Source organism: Aquimarina megaterium XH134 (assembly GCF_000520975.1).
Taxonomy (GTDB): Bacteria; Bacteroidota; Bacteroidia; order Flavobacteriales; family Flavobacteriaceae; genus Aquimarina; species Aquimarina megaterium.
Map to the genome: position 1 here is coordinate 35,733 of NZ_JACB01000010.1, position 15,723 is coordinate 51,455.

Genomic DNA, 15,723 nt, shown 5'->3' on the forward strand with positions numbered 1-15,723 from the left:
ATTACGCTCCCTCTCTCAAAAAAAGCCAAGAGATCATTCGACCTTTTGACTTTTTGTTAGTTCAATTTGCATGAAAAAATCTACTAGGCTATTTGGCACATTCCCCAAAAACAAAAGAATTCTTCGTGCTCAAAACCAGGTATCGAATTTAAAACATTACAATCAGCATGATTATAACAACGCATACCTGTGTTACCTCCATTAATAGATTTTTGCTCTTTTTTATTTAAAACTAGAGCTCCTTTTAATTGCATTATTTTTTTCATTTTGTTAAAAATTAGTTGTTTTATAGTAGCAAACATTTTAAGACAGTTGCAGTTTTCTGTCTATTATCCTGATAACTTCTTGTTTTTTAATCTTTACATGTTGTTCCAAAAATAGAACCAGGTGTTTAGGTAAATGAACATATAGAAAGTGTAACTACGTTTCCGTTTATAATTTTTTCTACTCCACAACTTCCTGAACAGCAATCATTATCTTCTGTACATTTTCTTGCTACATTTTGACATCCATAAGTACCACCATGAATCGATTTCTGATGCTGTTTTTTAAGTATCGTAACTCCTTTTACTTTTAAAATTTTAAGAATCATTTTTAGTGTTTTAAATTAGAAATACAATAAAAAACCTAAGGATTAGTCTTAGGAAAAGTAATATTTAATCTAACTGCTCAAAACAACGTCCAAAAGAACAATGACCGCCACAAAGGCTAAGACATTGATCGCCATAGTATGTGCCAGCTTTGATTGTTTGTTGTTCGTTTTTGCTCAATTGAGTTGCTCCTTTTAAATCTAAAATGTTATTAATCATGATGATAAGTTTTAATTACCTACTCTGTTAGATAAGGTTTTCGGCTGCCCCTTTATCAAAATTAATCGCTGTAGATAATTTTGATTCTGAAACTAAAGTATGTAGCAATTAGGGGGATTAAAAATGAAGTATGGCCATTTTAAACAAAATAGCCATAAAAAAACCCTGCATATTAGCAGGGTAATACATATTTTGAAAAGTAATATTTATTTTTCGTTATAACAATAATCGATTATCCTTCCGTTTACTTCTGCAATATCACTTGTTAAAACACTGGATCCTCCTTCTATTTTTTTCATAGAACCTAAGTTGATCCTTGCTATTGTTAACTTTTTGAGATTGATTTTTCGTGTTACGTCTTTTTTCATTTTTAAGGTGATTTAGTTATTGATAAGCTTTTTTCTTAAGTATATAAGAATCTAGAAAAATGTATTTCATTAGAAATATATTTTATTTTAGGAGCTTATAATAATTACTTATGGCTAAATTGTTTAAAATAGCCATGAGTTATATACTAATTTTTGAGTCTAAATGTTGCTTATCTAAACTCTTAATATAATAGGACGGATTGATGCCTGTTTTTGCTTTAAAATGTTTCACCAGAGAGTAACTGCTTTTATATCCAATTTCTGAAGCAATGGATTGAATAGAAAATGACCTGAATTTTTTATCATCCTTTAATCTTTTTAGAACATATTCAATTCTAAGATCATTGATGTAATCCGTAAAGTTTTTTTCTTTGTGAATGTTTATTATTTTAGATAAATATGTGGCATTGGTTTTTAACTTTTTTGCCATGGACCGTAAATTACATTCTGACTTTAAAAAATATTCTTGAATTTCTAATTTTTCTAAACCTTTAATGATCTCGTTGATTTTCTGATCGTCAATAATGATTTCTTTAGACGATTCTTTCTTGTTGATCGTAGTTTGTTTAATAAATTCTAAATCGTTAATTTCTTTCATTAATTTATTAAACAAAGTTTTATTGGATCGTTGTTTTTTGATATATATAAAAACAATACAAGCTAGTGTCGTTAATGTGATTAAAAGGATCCAGAATATTAGGTTTTTTGCTTGCTTATCTTTGGTTTGGCTTGCTTTAAGAGTTACTATTTCTTTTTGAAGCCTATTCGTTTCTTTTTCGTGAATAATATCTACTGTTTGATCCTTATCTTTTTGATAAGATTCATTTAGCTTAACATATTTGTTACTCCACAGATTTGCTTTTTTGTGTTCTTTTTTTTCATTGTAACAATGAGCTAGAAGTAAATGAGATCTAATCGCTGGAGGTTTTAAGGAATCATTTTCTGAAAAGTTATTTATACTATTCGTTAATACATTAATTGCTTTATCATAAAATTTTTGCTGATAATAGCAACTTGCAATGAAATAATTAGTATTGATTACAGGATAAGTTTTGTTGTTAATCTCTTGTTGGGATAGAATATTTTTTGCTTTAAATAAAAAATCTAAAGATGTATCATATTTTTTTTGGTAATAATATACCATTCCTTTTTTTATGTATAAGTCCAAAATGGCCTCTTTATATCCTAGCTCTTTGCTTATATCTAGTCCTTTTTCTATATAATATAATGTAGAATCATATTGTTCTTTATCTAAATATACCTCGCTAGTAAGAATCAAAATACTAGCATGAGCCCCTTTTTTATAAAGATTAGTATTCGGAATTAATTTAAGTGAGCGACGTGCAATTTTTAAAGCTTTGTCTAATCTGTTCATTCTTTTGAGAATAACAATGAGCCCCGAATTCGCCTTAATTTCAATTTCTTTATGCCCTGTTAATTCTGTAATATCTAATGCTTTTGAATAGGCATCAAGTGCATCTTTGTTTTTTCCATCTCTAAGATGTATATGACCTTTTCTAGCATATATAATAGATAATAAAGAGTCGTGGTGTGATTTTTTAGCTATTTGTTCGGCCTTGTCATAATAAAACATGCTTTTTTCATAATCTTCGTTGTCGTAAAGTAACCCAGCTTGTTTAATATATGCTATCGCGTCTTGACTATCATTTTCTTGAGCAGAAATACAAAAGGGGTTGAATACAAGAATAAATAAGGATAAAATAAGGTATTTACCTAATAAAGGTTTATAGTGGGTTGTCATTATGAAAGAATGTGTGCTATCAAATGTAAGTAATACTTTTATTTTTCCAGAATATTTACATCACATACTCATAAATGGTTAAATTTGGTGACAGACAAATAGTTAAACCAAGAGAAAATATTACTCTTGGTCTCTATCATTCTAACCACAATTTAAAATCTTTTACCCGTTCTCTAGCTACGATAATTTCTTGTTCGTTAAAATGATTAAGTTTGATTTGTAATCTCGAATTGGTATACGATATAATATCTTGTATCGCATTTATATTGATGTAAAACTTTCTGCTTGCTCTAAAAAACTGCTGTGGATTTAGTTCATCTTCAAGAGATTCTAGAGTGGTATCGATCAGATAATTTCTATTATCTGTTGTATGCAGATATGTTCCTTTGTTTTCAGAATAAAAACATTCGATATCTTCTACCGAAAATATTTTTAAATGCTGTCCAACCTTGGTTGTAAATCGCTTTTTATACGTGCGATCCATAGGATTTATGAGCAGCTTTTTAATATCTTCAAAATCTACCTGAAGCTGTTGTTTTTTTGGTAATTGCTCTTTGTATTTTTGTACAGCAACTTCTAATTCTTCGTCATCTATTGGTTTTAACAGGTAATCGATACTATTTAATTTAAAAGCTTTGAGCGCATATTCATCATAAGCAGTCGTAAATATGATGGAACTTTTTATGGTAATTGCATCAAATATTTCAAAAGATAACCCATCACTAAGTTGAATATCTAGAAAAATCAAATCAGGATGTTCGTTTGTACTAAACCATTCTATAGATTCTTGTACAGAATGTAACATAGTATGCACTTTTATATTTAACTCACCAAGCATTCTGTTAAGACGTCTGGCTGCAGGTTTTTCATCTTCAATAATTATAATGTTCATTCTTTTATAGTTAGTTAGTTTTAAAGTTTTAAAGAGGTAAAGGATTCATCCTTAGGTGTATGTCACTTCTGATTTTACACTTTGATAGTATCATTTTTATTCCCAACGTTGTTGCTCCTGATTTTGTTCCTCGTCCATGTATTCTCTAATCTTACGTTCTTCCCAATTTTTATCAAACATAGGATTTATTCTATAGGCTTTGACTGCATGAAAAGCTAAACCAATTCCCCATCCAAATGCTGCCCATAAAAACCAGGCATAATGCCATTCATTTTGATAATAATTTAATCCGGCCAGAAACCCAATAACAATAATATAAGAGAATAGATTATTATAGAATTTTTTTAATTCTTCTACACGCTCTTTTGCTCGTTCATATCTTTTTTCTTTATCAAAATCTTTCATAATGTATTCGTTTTATAATTTGATACTATATTTTTTGACCTTCTTAATCATCATTTTTACCTAAAAGCAGAGATTCACCAAGAATTAGCAAACCATGAAGCAGTAAAATTATCCCCCAAAGTACTGGGATGATAAGCATGATCCTATCAAACCAACTTTTTATGATTTCTTGATTCTCTGTAGTAACCGTACTGCTAAAAACCAGATATTCTCCTTTTAAGAATAATAGTGCGATATTAACAACTACAAAAATCGATAGATGATAATAAAACCTTTTCTCTTTTTGTACCTTTATTTTGGCTAGATTAAATATGTTTTGTCTTTCAAAATCTTTCATGATGGTTTTACTTAAAAAGATTTAAAAATTATCATTATGCATAAATTCTTTGATCTTACGTTCTTCCCAATTTTTATTATATAAAGGGTTTATTCCGTATGTTTTTATAGCATGAATGATTAAACCGATTCCCCAACCAAATGCTACCCATAAAAACCATGCATGTCTCCATTCATTTTCGTAATAATTTAATCCTGCTAGAAAACTTATGACGATGATGTAAACGGATAGTTTGGTATAGAACTTTTTTAATCCTTCTACTCGTTCTTTTGCTCGTTCATATCTTTTTACTTTTTCGAAATCTTTCATAATCACTAATTTTAAAGTTCTTGATGGTTTTTTAAAGAATTAAAATTTATCCTTGTCCATAAATTCTTTGATTTTACGTTCTTCCCAATCTTTACTGAAAATAGATTTTTTAAAGAATTTTTTCAAAAAGAACCTCTCTTTAAATACCCATAATCCATGTCCGAGTAATGCTATTCCCCATACTACAGGAGTTAAAAAGGTGTTCCAGAATCTCCAGTTTTTAAAACCAGAATCATTAGGATCTGCTCCAATAAATACTGTTAGTTTAGACATAAAAAACAGTAGAGCAATATTGATTACAATATACACGGCAAGGTGAGAATAGAACCCTTTTTCTTCTTCAAGTCTTTTCTTTGCTTTTTCGTAAGCTTTTTCTTCGTTATAATCATTCATGATAGCTGTCATTTGATTCGTTCATATATTTTCTAATTTTTTTCTCCTCCCAGTCTTTTCCTAATATGGGATGATACCCATAAGCTTCAGAATAGTGAAATATGAGTCCAATTCCCCAACCTACAATAGGAAATATAACCCAGGGGATACCAAATCCGGTGGTTTTATAGTTTAATATTGCCAACCCGGGAATAACAATCATATAAGCAATCAGGTTTCCATAAAATTCTTTGATTTTTTGTACACGTTCTTTTGCTCTTTTATACTTTATACTTTTTGTGTGTTCTATATTTTGTGAAATTGTCATATCTGCTGATTTTATTTGTTTTGTTAATATTGGAAGTTCTGCGATAAATGCATTCTCTGTTTTATATACAGAAAACTTCCTTTTTGTCAATAAACCATATCGTTGTTGTACATTTCCTAATCCCACGCCACTACTTTGTTTAATGACTTCTTTGGGTTGAAGATTATTCTCAACGATGAGAAAATTATCTTTTTCATAAATTTTGATGTGCAACGGATTCTCTGGCATCACTATATTATGTTTTACAGTATTCTCAAGTAAAATTTGTAATGATAGTGGTACTACTCTGGCTTCAGGATTTAATGCTTGCTCAGGAATCTCAAAAATAATACTGTCTTCAAAGCGTAATTGTATCAAGGTCATATACGTTCGAGCAAACTTTAACTCTTCGTCTACAGTAACCAATTCTTTATCTTTTTGTTCTAAAACATATCGATATACTTTTGATAACGATGTTGTAAATTTTTGAGCCATTTTTGGATTTTCCTCAATTAGTGAGGTCAATACATTAAGGCTGTTAAACAAAAAATGAGGATCTAATTGATTCTTTAATGCTGCAAATTTTGCAGAAACAGTTCCTGCTATAATCTTTTGCTCGGTAACTTTATTCTCTTGTAATGCTTTATAGAAATATACCGTATGAAAGAATAGCGAAATAATAACTGTTAGTAATAATGGAAACAGGTAATCTTTAAAGGATTGATTGGCAATAAACTCTGAGCTTGTTTGGGTTTTAAGAATGACTACAGCAACAACAAATTGGCATATTGCATATCCCACCATTGTTATGATGATAGAACCTCCGGCTCCAATTAAAACTCTTTGTAACCCCTTGTTTTTCCATTCGAATTTATTATTTAAAATGCTAAAATAAAGAGAGTTTAGATAGGTTAGAATGAAACAATACATATAGGCAATGGTCCACCATTTTACAGTAAGGATTCGGTCAAAATTAAATCCATTTACTAATAAAGTTACTAATGCAACTATTGCAGAAACTACTAGTGAAACAATGGCTATTTTTTTTAAATCATTCATATACCTCTTTTTATTTTAATATGATCAAGGGCTAATTTTTGATTTTAAAATTATCCTTTACAGTTTTCCTGAACACGTTTTACCTGATCTTTGCCCCATTTTGGGTAAAATGGAATATCATGTGATTCGTTTTCAAAATACAAGATAGCTTTTTCTACCTCAGGACAAAAGACTTTTGGGTCTTTGCCGAAGAATTTTGCACCTCCCATTTTCCATTCGGCATGGTATAAAGTCGCTCTGGGGTTTTTAGGTTCTAATACCTTAGCCTTTTGGTATAGTTGTTCAACTTTGGCAGACAATGTCATCCCATATACCGAAGGATTATATGCAACATATGCTGTGTTAAGCAATGCTTCCATGATTAGTATTTCGGCATTGTCACTTGTGTATATTTTTGCTTCATTAAGATAATCCTGAGCTTTTTTTAATCTGGATTCTATAGCTTCTGCATCTTTTATACTAAAAGTAGTAATAATATGAACCTGAGCAGCATAATAATAAGGTAACCAATTTTCTTTTTCGGCTTTCGCAATACGTTCAAAAAGATTGATAGCTTCATCAGGGTTTTTATTTCCCCATAATTCAAAAGCTTTAGTCATTCCTTTTTCATATGATGATTGAGCGTTGGTAGCAGTAATAGTAAAAAAAGCAAGTATAATAACTATTGTTTTCATGATGGTTTAATTTTTAATTTATAGTGTAAAGATCATGAGGTAACTGATCTTTTTAAAGTATTTATGACCGAAGTGTATTTTTTAATGGATGAAATGTAAATGCATTTATAATTTGATAGATTGTACGATTGCTTTATCCGAAATAGAGAACCTGGCATCTTCCCATTTTGGAGGCCCGAACCTTCCTTTTGCATTATTACTAACCCCATAAGGCTCTGTAGGAATCCTAAGAAAGGTGTTAAGTCTTTGGTTCTCATCGGTATCATGATATAATGAAATAGCATATTCTCCTTTAGGGACATTTTTGAAAATAACCTCAACACTTCCGGTTTTGGCTTTTGTACTAATAGATTGGTATATTGTATTCAAGAAATTACCTTTACTGTTATAGAGTCCTACTTGTATCGTCCCCTGGTTAGATTCTATATTGGTGACAATAACGGTAAGAGAATGTTTCGATTCTTGAGCAATCCCTGTTTTTATGCATAACACAAGCAATAGAATAACTGTATATTTTAAAGTTTTCATAATAGTATAGATTATAGTTTTACCAAGTTTTATAGATTGTCTAATTGGTTATCGGTTTTATTATCACTGATGGTCCAGAAAAAACCAACGATAAAAAAGCGATCTGCATTAGGTCTTATAGCACGTCTGGAGAAGTTTCCGTCGATATTAGGAGTATTTGCATATTGATAGTTAAAAACATTATCAAACCCCAGAACATTAGAAACCGAGAAGTATAGGATCTTTTGTTGACTAATAAGGTATGCCCAACTCAAATTGACTGAATTATAAGTTTTTGTCTTTTTATTTTGAAATACTGACTGATTAGGATCATTATAGGGTCTGCCAGAAGCAAAATTGTAGGTGGCACTCATTAATGATTTCCAATCTTCGATCCAGTATTTTGTGACCAGAGAAAGGTTGTGTTTTGCGGCAAAATTTGGAGTCGCTTTATTAGGATAATTTTTGTAATCTCTTTTGGTATCTAGATAAGAATAGCTAGCCCAATACTCAAGATTCTTGATAGACCTGTTATCTCTCCAGAAGATATCTAATCCAGCTGCATAACCACTTCCGTTATTAGTGTATAAACTGGTAAACTCTGGGAGATCTGTATCAAATTTAACGAGTTCTTCATAAGATTTATAATAGGCTTCGGCTCTAAAAGTCCTTCGATTATTTTGATATAAGTAATTAAAAATATAATGCGATGATTTTTCGGGTTCTAGAGTTTCATTATATTTTAAAACATCTTGTTGTGGTGCCTGGTAAAAATCACCATAGGCTAATGATACCTGAGATTTTGATGATGTTTTGTAGGCTAAAGAAGCTCTGGGTGAGATCTTGGTATACTCTAATAACGTATTATGAACTCCTCGAACTCCTATCTGCATCGCTAGTTTTTTGCTAAAAAACACATTAGCTTCAGTAAAGGCTGCAGTACTATTATTATCGAATGAGCTTTTAAAAGTATTGGCATTAGGAACAGAAACGTTTTCTGAAAATGCACTTACATATTGTTCTGCACCAAAATTTAATTTAAAACGATTGCTAAATCTCTTTCTTAATTTCAGTTTAAAATGAAAGCTATTCTCATTATTATCAACATTAGTATTTACAATTTTAATATCGTTATGATCATTTGCAAAACTAGTCCCGGTTGCAATAGTCCAATCGTTGCCCAGGCGTCCTTTATAGGAAGTATTGAGGTATAAATTTCTGTTTTTAAGTCCAAAATTAACTCCTTCAGGTGTATTGATATCTTCTTGAACAAGATCAAATTCGGCATAGTTTAAACCTCCGTATACCTTTAAAAGTCCTTTTTCAAATGTATGGCGGTATACCGCTTCTCCTGATAGTGATTCGTATGGTTTTTTCCAATCTACCCGTTGTGAAATGATTTCCTGATATGGTTTTAGGTTTAGATAAAAAGCATTAATACTTAGCGAGTTCTTTTTCCATTTTTGTGTATTCCCTACACCAAGACCAACACTAATAAACGATAAATCTGTTTTTTCCTGATCGGGTTCATCGATGGTATTTAATAATAAAACACTAGATAAAGCATCACCATATTCTGCAGAATACCCCCCGGTAGAAAAGTTAGTACCTTTAAAAAGAAAAGGCGAAAATCTTCCACGAGTAGGAATATTATTTGTGGTTGCTGCAAAGGGTTGAAAAACTCTAAGTCCGTCGATATAGATATTAGTTTCATTAGCATCTCCACCGCGTACAAAAAGTCTACCGTCTTCGGCAACGGTAGAAGTTCCTGGTAACGTTTGAAAAGCACCAATATAATCCCCTGCAGCACCTGCTGTAGTAACAATGTCTAAAGGAGAGAGTACAGAAGCCTTGCTGTTATCTCCTGCAGAAAATGTACCGGCATTAAGAACGACGCTACCCAAAGAATTTACATCTTCTCGTAGTACAATTTTTAAGTTATTCATTGCAGAGACGTCGGTTAACACCGTATACGTTTCAAAAGAAAGAAAAGAAACCAGTAAGGTTTGAGGCCCTGTTTCTGAAGTAGAGAAAGAAAAAGCTCCATTGGTATCAGAGGATCCTCCATCATAAGTTCCGTCTAGATAGACATTTGCTCCTTCGATAGGGATTCCCGATGCATCAGTCACATTTCCTGTAATAGCTGTTTGGGCGTTTGTTGATAATAGAATTGTGATAAAGACAAAGGTTAGTGCTAATTTCATGTATATAATAGTTTTTTGATTGTGAGGTCAAAAATGGTCTATCTATACAAAAACCGAAATTGAATTTTACCGAACTGTAGAATTTTAAGGATTAATTGTAATGTTGTTTTTTTCTTTTATGTCTTGTATTAAAATTTAAAGGAATAGTAACAACGGCTTGAAAAGTTAATGCTCCTATAGCATTTGCTCCCATGTCACCCCAGGACGCATAATGATTTGATGATGTACTATCAACAGCTTCCTTTAAACTGCCTATAATTATGGTGGTAGAAAGAGAAATTAATCGTTTTTGCAATTCGGGAAGGTTTTTATGTTTTGGATGAATCGATAAATATGTATAAGTAATAGTACTTATACCAAAAGATCCAACACTATGCATAATTTTATCTTTTTGCCAAAAATCAGTGTTGTTTGTGTTTTGTGCCATCACTTCTGCACATAATAGGATAGTAATAAAAAGTAATATTCTTTTCATGATCTTTAGGTTTTAGGATGTTAGTAGCACTGCGAAGTCATATGAACTTCTGTATCACCATTCTGTTTTATGAAAAAGAGTATCGGATAGGCTTTTATAATAAATATCTCGAACTTAAAACAGATATTTCGATATGGCTATAGATCCAAATTACTTATATAAGCAGTGAGATTCCTGAAGAATTCGTCGAGATGTTTTTTAGTATGGCTCAATGGTTTTCTATAAGCGATGAAGGTAAATTGCTTTATTGATTTATATTATTCGAAAGCGATGATGCTTTTCATAAGATTGTTTATAGCTTTTTCTACTTTATTGTAGTTAATGCTATGAACACAAACATTGTCTTACCTACCGAAAGATTAGAGTATGGTGAAGAAGTTATGAAAAAGAAAATTAAAGTGCTTTTGTACTAATCAAACATTAAAGTACTAGAAACGTACTTGTCATTCTATTCTCAAGTATAGAGTATAACAGCACTACACTCGTTCTATAGTATTTTCCTTATTCTTAAAAGGTCTAACAATTAATCTTGCTGCTTTATCATAATTAATATAATTATATACCCAATTAAAAAAGGTAACAAATCGATTTCTAAAACCTACCAGGAACCATAAATGAATAAACATCCAGATAAACCAGGCAAAGAACCCTCCGAATTTAAATTTCCCGATATCAACTACAGCTTTATTACGACCAATGGTAGCCATAGATCCTTTGTCAAAATACTTAAAAGGGATCATGTCTTTGCCTCTAAGGTAGCGTTTTAAGTTTTTGGCAAGATGGCTTCCTTGTTGTATTGCTGGTTGTGCCACCATTGGATGCCCTTTGGGATATTTTTTAGTTTCCATTACAGAGATATCCCCAATAGCAAAAATATTTTTGTACCCATCGACCTGATTGAATTCATTCACTTTATATCGATTGGCTCTTGGTATTAGAGATTTTGCATCTATTCCCGATACAGGAGCCCCGGTTACACCAGCAGACCATATAAAAGTTGCAGTTTTAAGAGATAAATCAGTATTCGTACTTACTATGTTATTTTCATAATGTTGTACTTGTGTATTGGTATGAATATGTACTCCTAATTTTTTTAAGAATTTAGCCGCTTTTTCTGATGCATGTTCGCTCATAGGAGGGAGTACACGAGGTGCACCTTCTATCAAATGAATTTCCATATCATCAAAATTCATATCGGGATAATCTCTGGGAAGCACATTTAATTTTAATTCTGCAATTCCTCCCGCTAGTTCAACCCCTGTTGGACCGGCACCTGCAAGTACAAAACGCAGAAGCTCTTTCCTTTCTTCTGGATCTGTGGTAATTACTGCCTGCTCAAGATTCTCAAGCATTAAACTACGTAAATTTAATGCTTGTGGCAGATTTTTCATTCGCATTGCATTATTTTCTATAGTAGTATTTCCAAAAAAATTGGTTCGTGCACCTGTAGCAATAACAAGATAATCATAAGAAATGCTACCGATATTGGTATGTATATTTTGAATATCTGGATCAATAGCTGTTACTTCTGCCATTCTAAAAAAAGTATTTTTACCTCTTTTAACAATTTTACGAAGTGGATATGCAATAGAATCTGGTTCTAATGATGATGTAGATACTTGATAAAGAAGTGGTTGAAAAGTGTGGTAATTATGTCTGTCTAGTAAGACCAGTTGTACATCTTCTTTAACCATTTTTCTTGCTAATGCAACTCCGGCAAAACCCCCGCCAATTACGACTAATCTGGGTAAATTGGTATGTGGAATATTCATAAGATATATGTTGTATTACAAAGATAAAGTGATAAAATTATATACCCTACAGAATACTTGGATTTATGACTAAAATTATCATACTTTTATTTTTATTTGTAACATAAATGTTTTCTTGACTACATATAAGAAGTAACCGACCAAAGTGAATAAAGAATTAGAACATAGTTTTGTAACCAATCTTGAGCAAAATCAGAATATTGTGCACAAGGTATGTCGAATATATACCAGTGATCCAGATTCACATAATGATTTGTTTCAGGAAATAACGATTCAGCTTTGGAAAGCATATCCTAAGTTTAGAGGAGACGCAAAATTTAGTACATGGATGTATAGAGTTGCATTAAATACGGCTATAACATTATACAGAAGATCCAAAAGAAGTATTAAGACCGCAGATCTTGATACGATGAATTTTAAGATAAAAGCTGAAGAATATGATGACGAGGTAGAGCAGCAACTTAAACTAATGTATGCAGCAGTAAAACAATTAAATGATATAGAGAAAGCTTTGGTTTTCTTATATCTTGAAGATAAATCATATCGAGAAATAGCTGATACCATGGGTATTAGCGAGGTAAATGCCCGAGTAAAGATGAATAGAGTAAAAACGAAGTTGAAAAAAATATTAAATCCGTAACCCCATGGATGAATTAGAACTATTAAAGAAAGACTGGAAGAAGCAGGAAGATGTGCTTCCTAGATTGTCTTATAAGGAAATATATAAAATGATACTAAAGAAATCTTCTTCTATTGTAAGATGGATTTTTATCATTAGTATTTTAGAATTTCTATTATGGGCTTCTTTGGATGTCGTATTTAGACTAAACGGAATGTATTCGAAGGTAGAAAAGGTAGATATGGGGTCATTCTCCTTGATAGCTTCGATTGTTTCTTACGGTATTTTGCTATATTTTATTACTCGTTTTTATATAAATTATAAGAAAATAAAGGCTACTGATTCTGCTAAAGTATTAATGGAAAATATTATAAAAACCAGAAGAACAGTAAAACGATATATCTGGGTAAACATTAGCTTTTTTGCATTAGCGATGATTGCTACTATGAGTTATGCGCTTATATTTACAGAAACATTTCAGAATAGATCTGCCGAAAATCAATTGCCAGTATGGTTGGTCGTAGTGGTTACTTTATTTGTTACTTCAATATTTATAGGAATAATAGCATTATTCTACAGGGTTATTTATGGGATTTTTACCCGAAGATTGAAAAGGAATTATGGGGAACTTAAAAAACTTGAGATATAATTATTTATTCTCATTAAATGCAGATGGTAATAGCTGAGGAATAAATTTTACCAGTAAAGGCAATAGTAAACTTCCACCTGGTAGAATAAAAATAGCCAAAGAAGGTATCGTTTTGCAGATATCAAGGAGTTGTTTTTTTACTTGTTGTTTTTCTTCTTTAGATAAATCCCGCATGGTAGACTGCCCTAATAAAATCATTAGATCTTTACTTTCAGAGATTTCTTTAATTAATCTTTTTTTATTCCTTAATATCAATATACTTACCGTTCGCGAGGTTTGCTGATAAAAATGTAATGCAGGATTCGAGTAATTAAAAAATGAAATATTTTCTTTATGTTCATTAATGAACGATTGTACCAAATCGATCGATTCTGCTATTACTGTATGAGGTAGTTCAAGTTCTGTCCCAAGAGCCAGCATAAAACTCTGTTCTCCTGTATCTACTTCTCTATCATTCCAAACAGCTAAACTGGTAAGATCCAGGATATATTTTTTTTCAATTTCGTCTGTATATGGATCTAGTTCTATATAATCAAAACTAGCTTCTTCTTCTGTAGAAATACTAGTATACCGTACAGATGAGGAGAATAACTTAACCAAAAGCTTGTCATATTCATCTTGCTCTTTTTTAGAGTTTAGTGCAAGAAAAACAGTATTTGTTAAGGTTTCCTCTAATTTGGCAGCGTACCCAAAAGGATCTTTGTCATGTATAAGAAAATACTCAAAAGCTAATACATCAATAAATAATAATGCATTTGTTAATAAATGACTAAAGTTTTTCCTAAAAACAGATTCATTGGTTTGTATACGGGCATGTATAATTTTTTCGAGCTTTTCATTTTTATTCCCAGGAAGTATATTCCCCAAAGAAAAAATAGATTTTTTGGTATCTAAAAAACCATAGAACTGTACAAGTGCATCAACACAATCATTTTTATCAGCATTTTCGATTGTATCATAGTAGGTAATTACTAGTGCAGCAAATAAATTGATTTTTGTCTTTTCTTCTTCAGAATAAACAATATCAGAATCATTAACTATAATAGTATCTATAGAAGTACCATAGATAAAACCTATTCGTCTTAAATCGAGATATAGCTCATCAAATGACCATTGAGGTAAATTAGGGTCACTATCGAGATCTCGTAAAAATTTTTCTATCCAACCCGAAGTAGAAGGATTCATTGATTAATGATTTGTTACAAAGTTAATTTTATTTTAGTGAAATGCTATTTTGAAAAGTTATTAAAATGTATAAAGAAAAATGAAATTTCGAGAACACAATAATGGTACGGGAACAAGTCTTATGTAGCATGTAGCATATCAAAAGATAGTAAAATTGTATTAGAATACAAGATTATTAAGTTACAGCAGAACATTTATATTAATAACAACGCAAGAAACGGGTTTTGAGAACCTGATAATTATAAGAGTTTTACGATTTCAGAGAAAAGTATGAATAAAAACATGTAGAGGCGCAAAAACGGTGAAAGAAATACAACGTAAAATAGAAACTATAGATTGGCAAATAATAATTGATAAAATGAATAAAAGAGGATATGCCATTATCCCAGAATTTCTTTCAGAAAACCAATGCAGTGAAATGGTAAGCCAATACGATAATCCGAAAGGTTATCGTAAAACAGTAGTGATGGAACGATACAGATTTGGCTTGGGAGAGTACAAATATTTTGATTACCCATTACCAGATGCCGTACAGGCTATAAGAGAAAAGATATATCCAAAACTTGTTCCAATTGCTAATTTGTGGATGAGAGTATTAAAAATAGATAAAATCTTTCCTAAAACACTTCGGGAGTTACGGGCACTATGCCATTCGAATAACCAGGTAAAACCGACGCCGTTGATTTTGAAATATGGAGTAGGAGGGTTTAATACGCTACATCAGGATATGTATGGAGATGTGTATTTTCCTCTCCAAACTGTTTTGTTTTTAAGCGAACCTGATGAAGATTATACAGGGGGAGAATTTGTAATAACACAACAAATCCCAAGAGCTCAGTCTAAAGCTATTGTTTTAAAACCTAAAAAAGGAGATATGCTTATTTTTACAACTAATTTTAGACCTGTAAAAGGAACAAAAGGGTATTATAGGGTAAATATGAAACATGGAGTGAGCGAGTTACATAGTGGTAAGAGGTATACCTTAGGAGTAATTTTTCATGATGCTGTTAGTTAGAAA

General features: G+C 31.3%; 20 protein-coding genes. 3 read left to right on the plus strand and 17 right to left on the minus strand.

Annotation, left to right across the window (positions count from 1 at the left end):
- Positions 1-83: 83 nt before the first annotated feature.
- The 16 genes from Z053_RS0108910 to Z053_RS0108980 form a co-directional block, all read right to left on the minus strand.
- On the minus strand, positions 84-266 hold the full coding sequence (locus Z053_RS0108910) for a hypothetical protein (RefSeq protein ID WP_152538281.1): 183 nt from the start codon (positions 264-266) through the stop codon (positions 84-86).
- Positions 267-391: 125 nt separating this feature from the next.
- Positions 392-592: a hypothetical protein gene (locus Z053_RS0108915; protein ID WP_025664681.1), complete on the minus strand. Its 201-nt coding sequence runs from the start codon at positions 590-592 to the stop codon at positions 392-394.
- Positions 593-656: 64 nt separating this feature from the next.
- Positions 657-809 carry a hypothetical protein gene (locus Z053_RS31450; RefSeq protein ID WP_160170071.1) on the minus strand — a complete coding sequence of 51 codons (153 nt, stop codon included), beginning with the start codon at positions 807-809 and terminating at the stop codon, positions 657-659.
- 206 nt (positions 810-1,015) lie between these two features.
- Positions 1,016-1,177, minus strand: coding sequence for a hypothetical protein (locus Z053_RS31455; protein WP_160170072.1), 162 nt, complete (start codon positions 1,175-1,177; stop codon positions 1,016-1,018).
- Positions 1,178-1,316: 139 nt separating this feature from the next.
- The gene (locus tag Z053_RS0108925; RefSeq protein ID WP_025664682.1) at positions 1,317-2,939 is read right to left on the minus strand and encodes a helix-turn-helix domain-containing protein; all 1,623 of its coding nucleotides are present in this window, start codon (positions 2,937-2,939) and stop codon (positions 1,317-1,319) included.
- A 136-nt stretch (positions 2,940-3,075) separates the two neighbouring features.
- A complete protein-coding gene (locus tag Z053_RS0108930) occupies positions 3,076-3,831 on the minus strand; it encodes a LytR/AlgR family response regulator transcription factor (RefSeq protein ID WP_025664683.1) in 756 nt (251 codons plus the stop codon).
- Positions 3,832-3,927: 96 nt separating this feature from the next.
- Positions 3,928-4,236 carry a 2TM domain-containing protein gene (locus Z053_RS0108935; protein WP_025664684.1) on the minus strand — a complete coding sequence of 103 codons (309 nt, stop codon included), beginning with the start codon at positions 4,234-4,236 and terminating at the stop codon, positions 3,928-3,930.
- A 43-nt stretch (positions 4,237-4,279) separates the two neighbouring features.
- Complete coding sequence (locus tag Z053_RS0108940) at positions 4,280-4,573, minus strand: 2TM domain-containing protein (protein WP_025664685.1); 294 nt, start codon at positions 4,571-4,573, stop codon at positions 4,280-4,282.
- A 21-nt stretch (positions 4,574-4,594) separates the two neighbouring features.
- Positions 4,595-4,882, minus strand: a complete 288-nt coding sequence (locus Z053_RS0108945; RefSeq protein ID WP_025664686.1) for a 2TM domain-containing protein — start codon at positions 4,880-4,882, stop codon at positions 4,595-4,597.
- 39 nt (positions 4,883-4,921) lie between these two features.
- The gene (locus tag Z053_RS0108950) at positions 4,922-5,275 is read right to left on the minus strand and encodes a 2TM domain-containing protein (RefSeq protein WP_025664687.1); all 354 of its coding nucleotides are present in this window, start codon (positions 5,273-5,275) and stop codon (positions 4,922-4,924) included.
- Positions 5,268-6,620 (minus strand): 2TM domain-containing protein, encoded by a 1,353-nt coding sequence (locus tag Z053_RS0108955; protein WP_025664688.1) that lies wholly within the window; start codon positions 6,618-6,620, stop codon positions 5,268-5,270. The genes Z053_RS0108950 and Z053_RS0108955 overlap by 8 nt, the downstream gene beginning before the upstream one ends.
- Before the next feature lie 50 nt (positions 6,621-6,670).
- The gene (locus Z053_RS0108960; protein WP_025664689.1) at positions 6,671-7,294 is read right to left on the minus strand and encodes a hypothetical protein; all 624 of its coding nucleotides are present in this window, start codon (positions 7,292-7,294) and stop codon (positions 6,671-6,673) included.
- A 105-nt stretch (positions 7,295-7,399) separates the two neighbouring features.
- On the minus strand, positions 7,400-7,822 hold the full coding sequence (locus tag Z053_RS0108965; protein ID WP_025664690.1) for a DUF2141 domain-containing protein: 423 nt from the start codon (positions 7,820-7,822) through the stop codon (positions 7,400-7,402).
- 29 nt (positions 7,823-7,851) lie between these two features.
- Positions 7,852-10,005: a TonB-dependent receptor gene (locus Z053_RS0108970; protein WP_025664691.1), complete on the minus strand. Its 2,154-nt coding sequence runs from the start codon at positions 10,003-10,005 to the stop codon at positions 7,852-7,854.
- Between the two features lie 91 nt (positions 10,006-10,096).
- On the minus strand, positions 10,097-10,480 hold the full coding sequence (locus Z053_RS0108975; RefSeq protein ID WP_241459814.1) for a hypothetical protein: 384 nt from the start codon (positions 10,478-10,480) through the stop codon (positions 10,097-10,099).
- Between the two features lie 476 nt (positions 10,481-10,956).
- The gene (locus Z053_RS0108980; protein WP_025664693.1) at positions 10,957-12,252 is read right to left on the minus strand and encodes an NAD(P)/FAD-dependent oxidoreductase; all 1,296 of its coding nucleotides are present in this window, start codon (positions 12,250-12,252) and stop codon (positions 10,957-10,959) included.
- A gap of 145 nt (positions 12,253-12,397) precedes the next feature.
- Here Z053_RS0108980 and Z053_RS0108985 point away from each other — a divergent pair, with 145 nt between their 5' ends.
- Both Z053_RS0108985 and Z053_RS0108990 read left to right on the plus strand, forming a co-directional pair.
- Positions 12,398-12,892: an RNA polymerase sigma factor gene (locus Z053_RS0108985; RefSeq protein WP_025664694.1), complete on the plus strand. Its 495-nt coding sequence runs from the start codon at positions 12,398-12,400 to the stop codon at positions 12,890-12,892.
- Positions 12,893-12,896: 4 nt separating this feature from the next.
- Complete coding sequence (locus Z053_RS0108990) at positions 12,897-13,520, plus strand: hypothetical protein (RefSeq protein WP_025664695.1); 624 nt, start codon at positions 12,897-12,899, stop codon at positions 13,518-13,520.
- Here Z053_RS0108990 and Z053_RS0108995 read toward each other — a convergent pair whose 3' ends face one another.
- Complete coding sequence (locus tag Z053_RS0108995) at positions 13,521-14,705, minus strand: LETM1-related biofilm-associated protein (protein ID WP_025664696.1); 1,185 nt, start codon at positions 14,703-14,705, stop codon at positions 13,521-13,523. It abuts the gene before it with no gap.
- A gap of 301 nt (positions 14,706-15,006) precedes the next feature.
- Here Z053_RS0108995 and Z053_RS0109000 point away from each other — a divergent pair, with 301 nt between their 5' ends.
- Positions 15,007-15,720, plus strand: a complete 714-nt coding sequence (locus Z053_RS0109000) for a 2OG-Fe(II) oxygenase (protein ID WP_025664697.1) — start codon at positions 15,007-15,009, stop codon at positions 15,718-15,720.
- Positions 15,721-15,723 lie beyond the last annotated feature (3 nt).